This is a genomic window from Stenotrophomonas sp. YJH_SMC_106-19 (genome assembly GCF_059368375.1).
Window position 1 is genome coordinate 817,361 of record NZ_JCAFRQ010000001.1, and the last position, 17,013, is coordinate 834,373.

Genomic DNA, 17,013 nt, shown 5'->3' on the forward strand with positions numbered 1-17,013 from the left:
CAAGGATGCTTTGACGATGTTGCCCCAATCTCTTACCCGCCAGGCAATCGCTGCCGCGCTCGGTACCGAGGCTACGGCGATCGTGTCGCTTTCGCAGGCGGCGGTAGCGCTAGGTCCGGAGCATTTGGACTTTCTTGGACTCCTCCAAGCGCGGGCTCGGAAGGAGCCCACGCCCGACGCCGTCGTCCTGAGCGACGAACAGCCCCTGCTCTACATTTGGGATCTGCGTCACGAGCCTGATTTTACGGTTCAGGAACGCCGTCGAGACATGGAACGGTTGGCGCTCCGAGCCGATGCTCCCTACGTGGCTTTTCTGCGCCCGGGCGTAGTGCAGGTGTATGCACTTGGCCAAGCACGCGAGGATGAAGCAATTCCAGTTCTGGAGGACGCCGACCTCCATCCTGGCCTACTCGCTCGACTGGCCGTTGGTGACGTTCCATCGCGCGTGGAAGGCATCACTACACACCAGTTGATGCTTGAGTTGCTCAACGTCGTCACTGATACCCTCATAGAGCTCCGCGACCGGAAGGACGACGAGGCCTTGGCACTGATGGGGCGCGCTTTGTTCCTGCGCTTCCTCCACGACCGAGGAATTCTCCCGGACCTCAATCCAGTGCCAGGGGTGCCCAAGTTCTCGGATTGTTTTGGAAGTCCTCGATGGGCTGCTGCAAGTTCGCGTTGGCTGGATGAAACCTTCAATGGCGACCTGCTCACGCTGCCAGAACACGGCAGCGTAAGCTACTTCGAAGAGCTCGGGTCAGGCGATGGCATGACAGCGCTAGATGACTTGAGCGCTATCGTTCGAGGTGACAAGCCAGTGGGCGATGGCGCCTACCAGACGCAGTTCTCATGGGGCGATCTACATTTCGCATACATCCCTGTGGGGCTGCTCAGTCAGGTGTACGAAGCGCATATTCATCGTTTCCAGAGCCCAACGGCCAAGGAAGAAAGCGTGTATTACACGCCGCGCCATCTGGCTGAGTACACCGTGGACCAGGCGCTGGGCATGCTGGGTGAGAATGCACACACAGCGCGCATTCTGGATCCGGCAGCAGGCGGGGGCGTCTTCCTGTTGGCGGCTTTCCGTCGCTTGGTTCAGGCACGTTGGCGAGCTACCGGACTGCAGCCAACGACATCTGTAATTCGTAGCATCCTTAATACTCAGCTGGTTGGCATGGACATCAACCCTGCCGCTCGTCAGATGAGCGCCTTAGCGCTTTATCTGACCGCCCTTGAGCTCGATCCGGAGGTGGGCACACTGCAGAACCTCACCTTCGAGGCTCTTCAGGGCAAGGTGCTAGTGCCAACTGAAGGTTGGGTCGATGCCGAAAGTGGTCAGCCCCTGGGAAGCCTTAGCCACCCGGACACGGACAAGTATGCAGGCGCTTTCGACCTCGTTGTGGGCAATCCGCCGTGGACCTCGCTACCACACGCCAAGAGGCAACGCGCAATGGATCGTATTGCGCGTTCGGCCATGATCTCGCGTGGCATCGAGCCTGTCGCCAATCCAGATGGCGTGCCTGATCTTCCGTTCGTCTGGCAGTCGACACGATGGGCCGCACCCGGCGCTGTCATTGCGTTTGCCTTGCATGCGCGATTGCTCATTAAGACGACGCAGTTAGGGCTGCAGGCGCGGCGTGCGGTGTTCAAAGGCTTGAACGTTTCCCACGTCCTTAATGGAATGGAGCTTCGCAATACCCCGGTGTGGCCCGGCAACGCAGCTTATTTCTGCCTACTATTCGCCCGCAACCAGGCCGCGCCTGACGATTCGCGGTTCTATGCGGTGACGCCATCGGTCGACTGTGTACTGAATGCTGAAGGCCGTATCCGAATTGACCACAAGGATGCATGGGCCTCGGATGCGGCCATGGTCGAACAGGTACCCACCCTGTTCAAGACGCTTGCTAAGGGCAACAGCTTGGATGTTTCCTTGCTGGAGAAGATCCAGCGTGCTCCGCCTTCCCCGCGGCGCGCGGCCGCAGAGGGGCTATTGGAAGAGGGCCCTGCTCTTCGGCCCACGCTGGACAAGTACGCGGCTCAGGTGGGAATCGAGCATGGTCAGGGGTATCAGACCAGTTCGGAGAATGAACCGTCGGACTTTCTGCTCGATATGCCCGTCATGCCCGACCCTAGATATGCGGAATGGTTCGTCATCCCGACAACGAAGCTGGAGAGGTTCTCGCTCAAGCGAGTACACCGCACTCGCCGACGCGAGATATACAAAGGTCCGATGGTTTTGCTGCGCAAGTCACCGAGCACCAAGCCTCACGCGCCGGCTGCCATGCTCGCCCTCAAGGACGTCGCGTATCGCGAATCGTACTTCGGCTATAGCTGCGCAAGGACGACTCAGCCGCAATTGATGGCTGTGTACCTGTGGGCGCTGATGAACAGCAAGCTATTCCTTTATTACGCTCTCATGACCAGCAGCATCTTCGGCTGTGAGCGCGAGGCAATGCAAAAATCGGACGTCGATCAGTTCCCGGTCGTGCCCTTGGCGCAGCTATCGGCGTCACAGATTGAAGCGCTCGAAAGCATGCTTGCTCTTGCCAAGAAGAAATCTCCACAGCTGGACCTGGCAAACGTCGACAAGCTCGTGAATCATATCTACGGATTGACCCCTGCCGATGTCGTGCTCGTGGCAGATCGACTTGCCGTCGCGCTGCCGTTCTCGCGGGTAAAAAAGGCGGCAGTCAGCCCGCCCAAACAGCACGAAGTGGAAGCTTACGGCGACGCGTTGGCACGTATTCTGGAGCCGTTTGACCTGAGCGACTCAGCTCTTCAAGTCACGACCTATCCGCACAGCCCGCTGTCACCATGGCGATTCCTCCGGGTGGGCGGCGTCGCTCAAGTTCCCGACTTGGCAGTGAGTGATCTCCTAGGCTCGCTGCGCATGGCCGATGACCTGGACTGCACCCTAGTGGAGTATCACCATGGTGGTACCTTGTATATTGGCATCCTCAATCAGCGGCGCTATTGGACGCGCACTGCCGCGCGCACGCTTGCGCTTGACCTAATCAAGCGAAACGCCGCCATCCTCAACCGAGGCACAAGGAGCGCCCACGCGTCATGATCGGACCACATGGAAGTCCTGCCAAGCTCATTTCCAATCATGAAGGTTTTCCAGTCGCTATTTCACGCAACGTCTTGAGCGTCGTCATCGCCGCGCTCCAGGCAGCGTGGCAGATCATCTGCGCCAATCCAAGTGCCCATCTGGCGCCCCCTACCAAATCCAATCCAGAAGAGGACCGCTACACGGACGCCTTGTGCGAGATTCTCTCTTACTGGCTTTACGTCGGTAACGGCCCGGAGGGTTTTACGGCAGATGTGTTCGAATCCGTCGAGCGAGGATTAAACCTATCGAACTTCAATTCGACCGTAATCAACAAGCAGCCGGACCTGGTCATCCGCTTGGCCAATGCGCCTCTGGTAAATGCCCGCCGATACGTGGGGATATTTGCTGAGACCAAAGTGGTATCGCAGAAAAAGAGTCTTACCGCATACACCAAGGACGGGGTGGCCCGATTTGTCCGGGGCGACTACGCTTGGGCCATGCAGGACGGCGTCATGATTGCTTACCGAAAGAAGCCTCTGCGAGAGGTCAGCACGCTTGCGATCCCGCTGAAGAGTGATGCAGCTCTCGTGGTCACTCCTGAGAATGACGAACATCTTGTCCAGTCGGGTCTGGTGATCCCCGCGCAGGCCAAGAGTACCCACCAGCGCAACTGGCAGTATCAGAAGGGCGGAACGCCAGGAACTATCCGTCTGTGGCATCTTTGGGCATTCGATCTGCCGTAGGCGCCGTGTGGTTTATTGCACCGCGCCACTTGAACACCGGCCGCTAGTAAACGGATGGCAATGAGTAAACCGCTATGCCTGGGAATACGTCGAAGTGGCTTCACGATCAGCCACTTAAGTGAGGAAGGGGTGCGTCAAGTGATGGGAGGACTGTATAAAGTCCTCCCATACTTTTCATGGGGCAACTGCTACCAATTAGCGTTTGTGGGGCCCGCCATGGCCGGGCCCTGCGGAGGCGCGGGCCTCAGCCCTTGTAGCCGTTGCTGATCGGATAGCGGCGTTCGCGGCCGAAGGCGCGACGGGAGACCTTCGGCCCCGGTGCGGCCTGGTGCCGCTTCCACTCGCTGATGCGCACCAGCCGCAGCACGCGGTCGACCACGGCCGCATCGTAACCGGCTGCAACGATCTCGGCGCGCGACTGCTCCTGGTCGACGTAGCGGTACAGGATGCCGTCCAGCACGTCGTAGGCCGGCAGCGAATCCTGGTCCAGCTGGTTCTCGCGCAGTTCGGCCGACGGCGGGCGGCTGATCACGGCCGGCGGAATCACCGGCGCCCCCCCCACGGTATTGCGCCACTTCGACAGACCGAATACTTCGGTCTTGTACAGATCCTTCAACGGCGCGTAGCCGCCACACATGTCACCGTAGATGGTGGCGTAGCCGACCGCATACTCGCTCTTGTTGCCGGTGGTCAGCAGCAGGCCACCGAACTTGTTGGCCAGCGCCATCAGGATCACGCCGCGGCTGCGCGACTGCAGGTTCTCCTCGGTCACATCCGGGGTTGTGCCCTCGAACAGCGGCGCCAGCGATTCCATCAGGCCCTTGAACGCCGGCTCGATCGACACCGCTTCCAGCTTCACTCCCAACGCCTGGCACTGCTCTGCAGCCAGATCGTTGGACAGGCCTGCGGTATAGCGTGACGGCAGGCGCACGGCAGTCACGTTCTCGGCCCCCATCGCATCCACCGCCAGGGCCAGCACCAGGGCCGAATCGATGCCGCCGGACAGGCCCAGCCACACCTTCGTGAAACCATTCTTGCGGCAGTAATCCTGGATGCCACGGGTCACCGCGCGCCAGGCCAGGGCGTCCATGCTCTCGTCGCCATCGTCCATCCAGACGTGCGGCATGAAGCGACGGCTGGCGCCGTCGTACTCCACCACCAGCCACTGGTCGACAAACGCAGCGGCAGCCGGGTGCACCGTACCGTCGCCATCGGCCACCACCGAAGCGCCGTCGAATACCAGTGCGTCCTGGCCACCGACAACATTGAGATACGCGATCGCCGCACCGCTCTCGCGGGTGCGCGCGGCCAGCACGGCATCGCGCTGGGCGTGCTTGCCGCGCTCGTAGGGCGAGGCATTGGGCACCACCACCAGCTGCGCGCCAGCACGCACGGTATCGGCCAGCGGCTCAGCGAACCACAGGTCCTCGCAGATCAGCAGGCCCACCGGAATGCCGTCGACGTCGAACACGCAGCTGCCGCCATCAGGATCGACGTCGAAGTAGCGGCGCTCGTCGAACACCGCGTAGTTGGGCAGCTCGCGCTTGCGATAGGTCTGTTCGACCCGGCCATCGCGCAGCACGCTGGCGGCGTTGTACACCACCGCGCCCGCCGCCTGCGGCCAGCCGACCACAGCGGTGATGCCGCGGCAGGCAGCTGCAATGCGCGCGATCGCCTGCTCGCATTCGTACAGGAACCCCGGACGCAGCAGCAGGTCTTCCGGCGGATAGCCGCTGACCGCCAGCTCGGGGAACATCACCAGCCCGGCGCCATGCTCATCGCGCGCCTGGCCGATCATCTCGATGATGCGCTCGGTATTGCCGGCGACATCGCCGACCGGAAAATCGAACTGCGCCATCGCGATGCGGATCGAAGCCATGGAAGGTCCAGCCTGTGGTTGCAATGGCCCATTGTAACGCCGCACCGTGTGCCTGCCGGGCGGACCCCGCAGGTAGCGCCGGGCCATGCCCGGCGGATGACTGCGCGACGCCCAGGCGCAGAAAAGCCGCCCGAAGGCGGCTTTTCCAAAGCAAGCCGAGCATGGGCTCGGCTCTACAGAATCGTGCCGGCCGGAGGCCGGCGACGATCTTATTTCACCAGCTTGGCGATGGCAGCGCCCAGGTCGCCCGGCGAACGCACGGTGACGACACCAGCCGCTTCCATGGCGGCGAACTTGCCTTCCGCCGTACCCTTGCCGCCGGAGGCGATCGCACCGGCATGGCCCATGCGCTTGCCGGCCGGCGCCGAAGCACCTGCGATGAAACCGACGACCGGCTTCTTCACGTGGTTCTTGATGTATTCCGCACCGGCTTCCTCTGCGTCGCCACCGATCTCGCCGACCATGATGATGCCTTCGGTCTGCGGGTCTTCGTTGAACAGCTTCAGGCAGTCAACGAAGTTCAGGCCGTTGATCGGGTCGCCGCCGATGCCGATGCAGGTGGACTGGCCCAGGCCGACTTCGGTGGTCTGCTTGACGGCTTCATAGGTCAGCGTGCCCGAACGCGACACGATGCCGATCTTGCCGGGCTTGTGGATGTGACCCGGCATGATGCCGATCTTGCACTCACCCGGGGTGATGACACCCGGGCAGTTCGGGCCGATCAGCACGGTGTCCGGGTAGGAACGGGTCAGCACGTTCTTGACGCGCAGCATGTCCAGCACCGGGATGCCTTCGGTGATGCAGACGATGACCTTGATGCCGGCAGCTGCGGCTTCCAGGATCGCGTCGGCCGCGAACGGCGGCGGCACGTAGATGACCGAAGCATTGGCGCCGGTGCTCTGCACGGCGTCGGCAACGGTGTTGAAGACCGGCAGGTCGATGTGGGTGGTGCCACCCTTGCCCGGGGTCACGCCGCCAACAACCTGGGTGCCGTACTCGATCATCTGAGTCGCGTGGAAGGTGCCCTGCTGGCCGGTGAAGCCCTGCACGATCACCTTGGTGTTCTTGTTAATCAAAACAGACATGGGAATTTCCTTCGGTGTCGTGGATCAGGCGGCGTTCTTGACCGCTTCAACGACTTTCTTGGCGCCGTCGTTGATGTTGTCAGCCGGGATGATGGCCATGCCGCTGTCACGCAGCAGCTGCTTGCCTTCTTCCACGTTGGTGCCTTCCAGGCGCACCACGACCGGCACCTTGACGCCCACTTCCTTCACGGCGGCGATGATGCCCTCGGCGATCATGTCGCAGCGGACGATGCCGCCGAAGATGTTGACGAAGATGCCTTCCACCTTGTCCGAGGACAGGATCAGCTTGAACGCTTCGATGACGCGCTGCTTGTTGGCACCGCCGCCCACGTCCAGGAAGTTCGCCGGCTCGCCGCCGTTGAGCTTGATGACGTCCATGGTCGCCATGGCCAGGCCGGCGCCGTTCACCATGCAGCCGATGTTGCCGTCCATGGTGACGTAGTTGATGTCCAGCTCCGAAGCGGTCACTTCGGTTTCATCTTCCTGGGACTTGTCGCGCATCGCGACCAGTTCCTTGTGGCGGAAGTTGGCGTTGTCGTCGCTGTTGAACTTGCCGTCCAGCGCGTACAGGTTGCCGTCGTCCAGGATCGCCAGCGGGTTGATCTCAACCAGCGCCAGGTCCTTTTCGTTGAAGATGCGGTACAGGTTCACCATGATGTTGGCGAACTGGCCGGCCTGCTTGGCGGTCAGGCCCATCTTGAAGCCGATGTCACGGCCGTGGTAACCCTGCACGCCCTCGACGAAGTCCACATTCAGGGTGTGGATCTTGTCCGGGGTCTCGGCAGCCACCTGCTCGATTTCCATGCCGCCTTCCGAGGAGGCGATGTAGCTGATGGTGCGGGTGCCGCGATCGACCAGGACCGACAGGTACAGTTCCTTGACGATCTCACCGGCGGTGGTCACCAGCACCAGGTTGATCGGCAGCTCGACGCCGGCGGTCTGGTAGGTGGCCATCTTGGTGCCGAGCATCTTGGCCGCTGCGGCCTTCACGTCATCGACGGTCTTGCAGAACTTGACGCCGCCAGCCTTGCCGCGGCCGCCAGCGTGGATCTGCGCCTTGACCATCCAGGGGCCCTGGCCCAGCGACTGGGCGACTTCAACCGCCTCGTCCGGAGTAGCCGCGACCTTGCCGGCCGGGACCGGGATGCCGTATTCGGCAAGCAGTTGTTTTGCCTGGTATTCGTGGAAATTCATGCGTCACCGTGGGAATAGGAACGACCGCACGCAATTCCTCAGGGCCTCCGGGGGAGGCACCGGCACGGACCGCGGCGGGCCCACTATTGTGGCCGAGCCGGCGCCGGGGCGCAAAGAAGTCTGTACGCAGTACTGGATCCGGGCGGATTTCCGCCGTCATTCAGGCAGTTGCGGATCGCCGGCAGCCGCCCGGCCGCCCTCGCCACAGGCGGATTGCGCGACGCGGACCCGCGGCCGGGCATCGCCACGACCGTATACTGGGCATCTGCGTCCGCTCGGGCATGCCCGTCGCACAACCCAGATCCAGGCAGCCAGAAGGGGAGTTCCGGCGTGTCACCCAGTGCTTCATTGATCGACCGCATCGAATCGATTCCGCGGCGCGAGCTGTACTTCTTCGCCCTGTACCGGGTGCTGATCGCAGCCGTCATCGCCGCCCTGCTGTACAGCCCGTTGTCGATGATGGTCGGCGAGGCCCACCACCCGCGGCTGGCCTACACCGTCGGCGCGGCCTACCTGGCGTTGTCGCTGCTGGCCCTGGCGATCGGCCGCAACGAACGCTGGCTGCGGCCGATCGTGGTCACCGGCGTGCTGGTGGACATCATCGCCGCCATCCTGCTGGCCCACGCCCTGCCCGGCGCCAGTGCCGGCATCTCGATGTCGCTGCTGTTCAACATCGCCGCGGCCGCCACCCTGCTGCCGCTGAGCTGGGGTCTTGGGCTGGCCCTGGCGGCGAGCCTGGCAACGGTGGGCGAATATCTGTGGAAGCTGCTGGAGGGCGGCGACCCGACCCGCACCCTGGCCGAACTGGCGATGTTCACGACCAGTTACCTGGCCCTGGCCTTCATCAGCTACCAGGTCGGCAGCCGCGCCCGCCGCAACCAGCAGCTGGCCAACCAGCGCGGTGACGAGGTGGCCAATCTGTTCCAGATCAACGAACTGATCATCCGCCGCATGCGCACCGGCGTGCTGGTGGTGGATGCCGACAGCCGCATCACGCTGGCCAACGAGGCTGCCTCGATGCTGCTCGGCGACAGCGACGGTGCGGGCGGAACCGGCCGCCTCGATCTGGCCAGCGTTGCACCCGAGCTGGCCCGTCGCCTGCAGCGCTGGCGCAACGGCTGGACCCAGGACGAACTGCCGCTGCAGCTCAATCCGGACCAACCCGAAGTGCAACCGCGCTTCGCGCGCCTGCTGGCCGGCAGCGAACTGGCCCTGGTCTTCCTGGATGATTCCAGCGTGGTGTCGCGGCGCGCCGAGTCGCTCACCCTGTCGGCGATGGGCCGCTTCTCGGCCAGCCTGGCCCATGAGATCCGCAATCCGCTGGCGGCGATCAACTATGCCGTACAGCTGCTGGAAGAAGGTACCGGCTTCAACGAAAGCGACCGCCGCCTGCTGCAGATCATCCGCCAGCAGTGCCAGCGCACCAACGGCATCGTCGAGAGCGTGCTGGGCCTGGCCCGGCGCGAACGTGCCACGCCGGAGAACGTGGATCTGGTCGCCTTCGTGCGCCGCTTCGTGCTGGAGTACAAGCAAGGCCAGACGCTGGAAACCGACAGCATCGAACCGATCGTCAGCGACACCTCCGTGCCGGCGCAGGTCGACACCCGCCACCTCTACCAGGTGCTGACCGTGCTGGTGCACAACGCCCTGAAGTACGGCCGCATCGGCCAGCAGCCGGCCCGCGTGCGGCTGCGTGTGGCCCGGCACGAACGCAGCGCGGTGATCGACGTGATGGACCGTGGCCCCGGCATTCCCGAAAGCGTGGCGGCGCAGCTGTTCCGGCCGTTCTTCACCACCTCCGAGCACGGCACCGGCCTGGGCTTGTACATTGCCCGCGAATTGTGCAGGGCCAACCAGGCACGGCTGGATTACATCCCGGTGCCGGCCGGCGGCTCGTGTTTCCGCTTGGTCCTGCCAGGTCCGCACACGCTGCTGCCCGATGGATCCTGATTCTGTGCGTCAAACATTTGTCGCTTTCAGCCCCCTCGTTTATCTTTTCCGCCCATGAACGAAACCCGCAGCGCCCTCGTCGTCGACGACGAACGCGACATCCGCGAACTGCTGGTGCTGACGCTCGGCCGCATGGGGCTGCGCATCAGTACTGCAGCCAACCTCGCCGAAGCGCGCGAGCTGCTGGCCAGCAATCCTTATGACCTGTGCATCACCGACATGCGCCTGCCGGATGGCAACGGCATCGAGCTGGTCAGCGAGATCGCCCAGCACTACCCGCGCACACCGGTGGCGATGATCACCGCCTTCGGCAGCATGGATCTGGCAGTGGAAGCCCTGAAGGCGGGCGCCTTCGACTTCGTCAGCAAGCCGGTGGACATCGCCGTACTGCGCGGACTGGTCAAGCACGCGCTGGAACTGAACAACAGCGAGCGGCCCGTACCGGGCCCCGTCGCCGAACAGGGCGCCCGGCTGCTGGGCAATTCGCCGGCGATGGACGTGTTGCGTGCCACCATCGGCAAAGTGGCGCGCAGCCAGGCCCCGGTCTACATCCTCGGCGAATCCGGCGTCGGCAAGGAACTGGTCGCGCGGACCATCCACACCCAGGGGGCACGTGCTGCCGGGCCGTTCGTGCCGGTCAACTGCGGCGCGATTCCCGGCGAACTGATGGAGAGCGAGTTCTTCGGCCACCGCAAGGGCAGCTTCAGCGGCGCCCACGCCGACAAGCCCGGCCTGTTCCAGGCCGCCCATGGTGGCACCCTGTTCCTGGATGAGGTCGCCGAGCTGCCGCTGCAGATGCAGGTGAAGCTGTTGCGCGCGATCCAGGAGAAGTCGGTGCGCGCGGTGGGTGCGGCCAGCGAGGAACCGGTCGATGTGCGCATCCTGTCGGCCACCCACAAGGATCTGGCCGAGCTGGTCGAGGACGGCCGCTTCCGCCACGACCTGTACTACCGCATCAATGTGATCGAACTGAAGGTGCCGCCGCTGCGCGAACGCCGCCAGGATCTGCCGGAGCTGGCCGCTGCCGTGCTGGCACGGCTGGCCCGCAGCCACGGCCGCACCACGCCGCTGCTCGCGCCCTCGGCGCTGGAGGCACTGGCGCAGTACGCCTTCCCCGGCAACGTGCGCGAACTGGAGAACATTCTCGAGCGCGCGCTGGCCCTGGCCGAGGAAGACCGCATCGGTGTCGACGATCTGCGCCTGCCGCAGCACGCCCCCCGCATGCCCGGCAACGGCACGGCCGCCGAAGCCGTGGTCGATCTGCAGCCGGGCAGTGCCGCCCTGCCCTCGTACATCGAACAGCTCGAACGCAGCGCCATCCAGCGCGCGCTGGAAGAAAACCGCTGGAACAAGACCCGTACCGCCGCGCAGCTGGGCATCACCTTCCGCGCGCTGCGCTACAAGCTGAAGAAGCTGGGCATGGAGTAAGGGCCGCAAGGCCCAGTGGTCGGATCCCTTTCCGCAGGAAAGGGCTCCGACCCCGTCAGCACAACCGCGTCAATCCTTGGTAACGCGGTTGATCTCGGCCAGGCTGGTCACGCCCGCCGCGACCTTCCTCAATGCCGACTGCCGCAGGTCATTGACCCCGATCGCCTGCGCGGCTTCGGCAATCTGCAGCGCATTGCCACCGGCCAGCACGATCGTGGCGATCTCGTCGGTCATCGGCATCACCTGGTAGATACCGGTGCGGCCCTTGTAACCCTCGGTGCATTCATCACAGCCCACCGCCTCATGCAGCTGGATGCCCTCATCCAGCTGGGCCTGGGTGAAACCCTCGGCCAGCAATGCATGCTCCGGCAGCTGCGCCGGGCGCTTGCAGTTCGGGCACAGCCGTCGCGCCAGACGCTGGGCGATCACCAGGGTCACCGAGCTGGTGATGTTGTACGGCGCGATGCCCATGTTCATCAGGCGCGCGATGGTCTGCGGCGCGTCGTTGGTATGCAGGGTGGACAGCACCATGTGGCCGGTCTGCGCGGCCTTGATGGCGATCTCGGCGGTCTCCAGGTCGCGGATTTCGCCGACCATGATGATGTCCGGATCCTGGCGCAGGAACGAGCGCAACGCAGCGGCGAACGTCATGCCGCGCTTGTTGTTCTGCTGCACCTGGTTGACGCCGGGCAGCCGGATTTCCACCGGATCTTCCGCCGTGGAGATGTTGCGCGTCTCGTCGTTGAGAATGCCCAGCGCGGTATACAGCGACACCGTCTTGCCCGAACCGGTCGGCCCGGTCACCAGCACCATGCCGTACGGCTTGTGGATCGCATCCAGGAACAGCTTCTGCTGGTCGGGCTCATAGCCGAGCTTGTCGATGCCCAGCTTGGCGGCACTGCCGTCGAGGATACGCAGCACGACCTTCTCGCCGAACAGGGTCGGCAACGTGCTCACACGGAAATCGATCTGCTTGGACTTGGACAGGTTGAGCTTGATGCGGCCATCCTGCGGCACGCGCTTCTCGGCGATGTCCAGCTGTGCCATCACCTTCAGGCGCGCAGCGATGCGCTGGTTCAACTTCACAGGCGCGCGCGCGACCATCTTCAACAGCCCATCGATGCGCAGGCGCACGCGGTAATCGTCTTCGTACGGCTCGAAATGGATGTCCGACGCGCCCTTGCGGATCGCATCGACCAGCACCTTGTTGACGAACTTCACCACCGGGGTGTCGTCGCCCTTGGCATCGATGCCGGAGTCGCCACCCGCACCATCCTCATCGCCCAGGCCCACGTCGAGGTTGGCCATCCCCTCATCGTCACCGCCCAGCGCGTCACCCAGCGTGTCGTGGCTGGCGTGCCACTGTTCCAGAGTGCGGCGGATCTGGTCCTCGTCGACCAGGATCGGCTCCACCACCAGGTTGGTGTGGAACTTGATCTCGTCCAGTGCGTGGGTCGGGTTGCTGGTGCCGACGAACAGCTTGCCGCCACGCTTGAACAGCGGCAGTACGTTGTGCTTACGCAGCAGTTCCTCGCTGACCAGGCTCATCGCGTTCTGGCTGGCATCGAAGGTCGAGACGTCGAACAGCGGCATGCCGAACTCAACCGCATTGGCCGCGGCCAGCTGTGCTGCCCCCACCACCTTGTTCTGCGCGAACCACTGCGGCAGCGGCTGCCGCGCGGCGGCGGCCCGGGTCATGGCGTCGCGGGCGGTGGCCTCGTCCAGCGCACCATCCTGGACCAGGCGGCGCGCCAGCCCGGTGATGCCGACAAGGTTGGGGGATGAAACAACGCTCATGGGATTCCTCGTTACTCGTGCCCTGACGGCCGGAATTCAGTTTCAGAAACGGGTTGCCGGCCCATAGCGGCCAGGTAGCTCAGCAAACGCAGGGGTCCGTTTCCTCGCGCATCGGGCGCGAGCGCCTTCCAGTACTGGTCCGTCAGTTGCCGCGACGCCGTGGTATCCCCCAGCTGCCGCGCAGCGTGCTGCATTGCACCGAACAGATAATAGCCGGTGGCAGGGTCGGCCAGCAGCATCGGCGCGTGCTCGCTGCCCAACAATCGCCGGCCTTCCGTGAGTACAGCGTGGTGGTCGTCGGTGGCCGCGGCGGCAACCAGGGCAAGGCTGGCGGACACGACGGGATCGGCCGGGGTGCAGTCCATCCAGTCGCGCTGCGCCCAGAGGGCCGTCCGCTGCGCTGCCGGCAGGAACGGGATCGTTTCTCCGGCCAGCACGAACAGCAGCCGGGTGGTTTCCATCGGAGATCCGTCCAGTTCGCAGCGCGCTGCCAGCCCACGCAGCGCCTGCGCACTCATCCAATCGGCATCCGCCGCATCCGTGGGCACCTCGCCCTGCAGGAAAGCTGCCACGGCCCGTGCGGTCGGACGTTTGTCATTCCGGCTGGACGCCGGTTGCGGCAGACCCGCCGCAGCACCTGCCACCTGCCCCCTTGGCGGGGCGCTGACGATCCGCCAGGGGGCCGTCATCACCTGCTGGAAATCACGGGTGAACGCCCCCTGGAAACGTGCCACCGGGGCATTCAACTTCAAGGTCGGGAAGTAATCGGAATTGCGCGCGGCCGGATACAGAGGAACGAAGGCGCGCAGCGCTGCGTCATCCATGGACAGGGCGTTCTCCAGATCGGCCACCGAATGCACGCCGATCCGCGCCAGTTCCCTGCGCAGCTGCGGCTGCTGGAACAGGCTGCCCTTCATCGGCGGCAACGTGCCCTTCGGCGTCGCCACCAGGATCAGGTCGCCACGATTGGCCAGGTAAGCGCGCACATCGGAGAACTGCTCCAGCAGCCCCGCCAGCACCGAGCTGACCAGTTCGGGGGTGATCTCATACAGCTGCAGCCACTGCACGAACACGCCACCTTCGTTTAGCTGCTGTGGCACGAACGCATAGAACTCATCGCTGAACAGCGCCGCCGTTCCACCCACCCAGGGATTGGACGGCTCGGAAATGATCAGGTCGTACTTGCGCGGGCTGGCGGCGAAATAGGACTTCGCATCGTCGATCACCACGTGCGAGCGCGGGTCGTTGAAGGCGCGCTCGACACGCTCGCCGAACAGGCGCGCGCCCTCCACCATGGCCGGCTCGATCTCCACCGTTTCCACGCGCCCGACGCGCTGGTCGCCCAACAGCGTGTGCGTGCTGAGCCCGGATCCGAAACCGATCACACCGACGCGCTGGTAATCATCGCGCAGCGCCAACGGCAGAGCCGCCAGCAGGATCATGGTCGATTCGTCGCTGGTGGGTGCCTGTGCCATCGACACGGCCATGCCTGCATCCACTTTGCCGTTGGTGGCGATGGCACGCATGCGGCCGATCGGCTGGGTGCTTTCATAGACCGCCACGGTGGCCGTCTGCCCATCGCGCGAGAACAGCATCGTGGCGGTATCCGCCAGACGGGCCGTGCCATGGCGGTACACCGACGAATTCAGCACCAGCGGATCGAAGCGGACCAGCACGACGGCCGCCACTACGCCAGCGACACCCAGCGCGCCAGCCTGCCACAGTGGCGAGCGCAGACGGCCCGGAGCCGCAAGCCGAAGGCGCTGCAGCAGCACCAGGCCCAGCACGATGTCGACCACCGCCGCGACCAGCAGCGCGTACTTCAGCCCCAGCAGCGGCATCAGCAGATGGATGGCCGCCAGCACACCGACGATCGCGCCGAGCGTATTGAACGCATAGGCCTGGCCGATCCCGCGCTCGCCCTGCCCGGCGCGCAGCAGCGCCAGGGTCAGCAGCGGCAGCGTCATGCCGGCGAAGAACGCCGCCGGGAACATCACCAGGCCGGCAATGGCGGCACTGGCCAGGTTGTACAGCACGTAACCATCCGCGCTGCGCACGATGACCCGCATCAGCCAGCCGACCCAATCGAAGGCCTGCGCATAGACGAACATCGAGGCCAGCGCCGCCAGCCCCATCCACACCTGCACCCAGCCTGCCACGCGCAGGGGCGACGGCATCCGGTCGGCGCGGCGGCGCAGCCACAGGCCGCCGAAGGCGATGCCGAGGATGAACGCCGCCAGCATCAGCTCGAACGAATGCAGCGTGGTGCCGAGTGCGAGCGACAGCATGCGCACCCAGGTGATTTCGTAGACGAAGGATGACGCGCCGGTCGCCGCTGCGACCAGCAGCACCAGCCGCACCGGCACTGCAGTCTCCGGTCGTACGCCGCCGGCAGCCGGCGCGGCGGAGGCCACTACCGCAGGCGCGCTGCCGTCGCGGGCCAGTGGATAGACCAGGATGGCCACCACGATGTTGAGCAGGCCGGCACTGAGGACGGTGCCCGGCAGTCCTACCGCCGGCAGCAGCGCGTAGGTCGCCACCAGGGCGCCGGCGGCCGCGCCCAGGCTGTTGGAGAAATAGAGCCCGGCCAGCACCTCACCCTGCGACCCCGGCTGCAGGCGCATGTAACCCGCACTCATCAGCGGGAAGGTCGCGCCCAGCAGGATGCATTGCGGCAGCACCAGGGCCGTGGCCAGCGCCCAGCGCAGCGCCGTGGACGAGGTGCCCTCCATGCCCGGCATGAGGTGGGTGTACGCCCAGCCGGTCACGCCCTGGAACAGCCCGTCGAAACCGATACCCAGCACCCCGATCACCAGCTCGATGACCGCGTAGGCCAGCAGCGGCCTGCGCAGCAGCGCGCTGCGGCGGCTGACCAGCCACGCCCCCAGCGCCATGCCGCCCATGAACAGGATCAGCACCAGCGATTGCGCGTGCGAGGAATGCCCCAGGAACAGCCCCAGGTACTGCGTCCAGATGGACTGGTAGATCAGCCCGGCGAAGCCGGAGAGCACGAAGATCAGAAGCAGCCATGGGCCATGGCTGAATGAAGGACGGCGCATTGCGAACTCCCCAGTCGCACGGTCGATTTCAACAGAAGAACAAACTTCGCGGACTCAATGCAAGCGTGTGGCCAGGTAGGATCCGGTCAACCCGCAGCGCTGAAACGAAAACGGGGAGCCTGGGCTCCCCGTTTCCGTATGCGAGCAGCGAACGCCAATTACTCGGCGGCTGCGGCCTCACCCTGGCACGAACCCGGGCGGTACTTCGAAGCGATGGAACCTTCGCAGGTCCACTTCGGGATGACGCCGTTCTCCACGTTGCTGTCGTCGGCCTTCAGCGTGATGGTATCGCCATTGATGTCGTCAGCAATGTTACGCGCGGTCGCGGTGATGGTCTTGGTGGTCGCATCCCATTCCAGCTTGTCCACATACTGGGTCTGCTGGAAATCCGGCTCCCAGGTGGCCGGCGGCAGGGCATTGTTGCTGGCCACGTATTCCGACACGTCGGTACGCAGCGAAGAAGCCGCAAGGATCACTTCCGAGACCTTGGCCTTCTTGGTGTAGTTCGAGTAAGCCGGCAGCGCGATGGCGGCCAGGATGGCGATGATCGCAACGACGATCATCAGTTCGATCAGGGTGAAGCCCTTCTGGTTCTTCATGGTGGTACGTCCCCAAGTAGTGGTGGTTGATTTTCCGGGTGCGGCAACCGGCCGGCCAGATGACCGGATGAGCAGGCTGCCCGTCCCCGCGGGTGGATCAACGCAGGTTGCGTGCCAATCTCCCATGGCCACGCCTCCCCCGATTTCCCCGCGCCAATGATGGCAGCTATTTCGCGGATGGGAACCCCCCTGCTCCGAATCTGCGATGGACGCGGCAATGTGACGCA

Annotated in this window: 10 protein-coding genes; 4 read left to right on the forward strand and 6 right to left on the reverse strand. The window is 64.4% G+C overall.

Translation table 11 applies throughout. The features are described from left to right. Nucleotides 1-16 precede the first annotated feature (16 nt). Together AC5P5M_RS03675 and AC5P5M_RS03680 are read left to right on the forward strand one after the other, a co-directional pair. Nucleotides 17-3,070: an N-6 DNA methylase gene (locus tag AC5P5M_RS03675; protein ID WP_495205571.1), complete on the forward strand. Its 3,054-nt coding sequence runs from the start codon at nt 17-19 to the stop codon at nt 3,068-3,070. Then, on the forward strand, nt 3,067-3,795 hold the full coding sequence (locus tag AC5P5M_RS03680) for a hypothetical protein (RefSeq protein WP_495205572.1): 729 nt from the start codon (nt 3,067-3,069) through the stop codon (nt 3,793-3,795). The genes AC5P5M_RS03675 and AC5P5M_RS03680 overlap by 4 nt, the downstream gene beginning before the upstream one ends. A 244-nt stretch (nt 3,796-4,039) precedes the next feature. On the opposite strand, the gene AC5P5M_RS03685 is transcribed toward AC5P5M_RS03680, so the two are convergent. The 3 genes from AC5P5M_RS03685 to sucC all read right to left on the reverse strand — a co-directional run bounded on the left by AC5P5M_RS03685 (nt 4,040) and on the right by sucC (nt 7,953). Continuing rightward, a complete protein-coding gene (locus AC5P5M_RS03685; RefSeq protein WP_053517022.1) occupies nt 4,040-5,674 on the reverse strand; it encodes an NAD+ synthase in 1,635 nt (544 codons plus the stop codon). A 209-nt stretch (nt 5,675-5,883) separates the two neighbouring features. Continuing rightward, complete coding sequence (gene sucD / locus AC5P5M_RS03690; protein WP_005418610.1) at nt 5,884-6,759, reverse strand: succinate--CoA ligase subunit alpha; 876 nt, start codon at nt 6,757-6,759, stop codon at nt 5,884-5,886. A 24-nt stretch (nt 6,760-6,783) separates the two neighbouring features. Continuing rightward, nucleotides 6,784-7,953: an ADP-forming succinate--CoA ligase subunit beta gene (gene sucC, locus AC5P5M_RS03695; protein WP_005418614.1), complete on the reverse strand. Its 1,170-nt coding sequence runs from the start codon at nt 7,951-7,953 to the stop codon at nt 6,784-6,786. A 330-nt stretch (nt 7,954-8,283) separates the two neighbouring features. Here sucC and AC5P5M_RS03700 point away from each other — a divergent pair, with 330 nt between their 5' ends. Together AC5P5M_RS03700 and AC5P5M_RS03705 are read left to right on the forward strand one after the other, a co-directional pair. After that, nucleotides 8,284-9,903, forward strand: a complete 1,620-nt coding sequence (locus AC5P5M_RS03700) for a sensor histidine kinase (RefSeq protein ID WP_053517024.1) — start codon at nt 8,284-8,286, stop codon at nt 9,901-9,903. Nucleotides 9,904-9,957: 54 nt separating this feature from the next. After that, nucleotides 9,958-11,331, forward strand: coding sequence for a sigma-54-dependent transcriptional regulator (locus tag AC5P5M_RS03705; RefSeq protein ID WP_053517026.1), 1,374 nt, complete (start codon nt 9,958-9,960; stop codon nt 11,329-11,331). A 69-nt stretch (nt 11,332-11,400) separates the two neighbouring features. On the opposite strand, the gene pilB is transcribed toward AC5P5M_RS03705, so the two are convergent. The 3 genes from pilB to AC5P5M_RS03720 form a co-directional block, all read right to left on the reverse strand. Beyond that, nucleotides 11,401-13,128 (reverse strand): type IV-A pilus assembly ATPase PilB, encoded by a 1,728-nt coding sequence (pilB, locus tag AC5P5M_RS03710; protein ID WP_053517028.1) that lies wholly within the window; start codon nt 13,126-13,128, stop codon nt 11,401-11,403. 11 nt (nt 13,129-13,139) lie between these two features. After that, nucleotides 13,140-16,187, reverse strand: coding sequence for a fused MFS/spermidine synthase (locus AC5P5M_RS03715; protein ID WP_495205573.1), 3,048 nt, complete (start codon nt 16,185-16,187; stop codon nt 13,140-13,142). A 158-nt stretch (nt 16,188-16,345) separates the two neighbouring features. Continuing rightward, complete coding sequence (locus AC5P5M_RS03720) at nt 16,346-16,786, reverse strand: pilin (RefSeq protein ID WP_164150950.1); 441 nt, start codon at nt 16,784-16,786, stop codon at nt 16,346-16,348. Nucleotides 16,787-17,013: the final 227 nt, after the last annotated feature.

Coding starts and splice junctions, on each gene's coding strand:
- AC5P5M_RS03720 (WP_164150950.1), bottom strand. CDS start 16,786: ATGAAGAACCAGAAGGGCTTCACCCTGATCGAACTGATGATCGTCGTT.
- AC5P5M_RS03685 (WP_053517022.1), bottom strand. CDS start 5,674: ATGGCTTCGATCCGCATCGCGATGGCGCAGTTCGATTTTCCGGTCGGC.
- sucC (WP_005418614.1), bottom strand. CDS start 7,953: ATGAATTTCCACGAATACCAGGCAAAACAACTGCTTGCCGAATACGGC.
- AC5P5M_RS03715 (WP_495205573.1), bottom strand. CDS start 16,187: ATGCGCCGTCCTTCATTCAGCCATGGCCCATGGCTGCTTCTGATCTTC.
- sucD (WP_005418610.1), bottom strand. CDS start 6,759: ATGTCTGTTTTGATTAACAAGAACACCAAGGTGATCGTGCAGGGCTTC.
- AC5P5M_RS03680 (WP_495205572.1), top strand. CDS start 3,067: ATGATCGGACCACATGGAAGTCCTGCCAAGCTCATTTCCAATCATGAA.
- AC5P5M_RS03705 (WP_053517026.1), top strand. CDS start 9,958: ATGAACGAAACCCGCAGCGCCCTCGTCGTCGACGACGAACGCGACATC.
- pilB (WP_053517028.1), bottom strand. CDS start 13,128: ATGAGCGTTGTTTCATCCCCCAACCTTGTCGGCATCACCGGGCTGGCG.
- AC5P5M_RS03675 (WP_495205571.1), top strand. CDS start 17: ATGTTGCCCCAATCTCTTACCCGCCAGGCAATCGCTGCCGCGCTCGGT.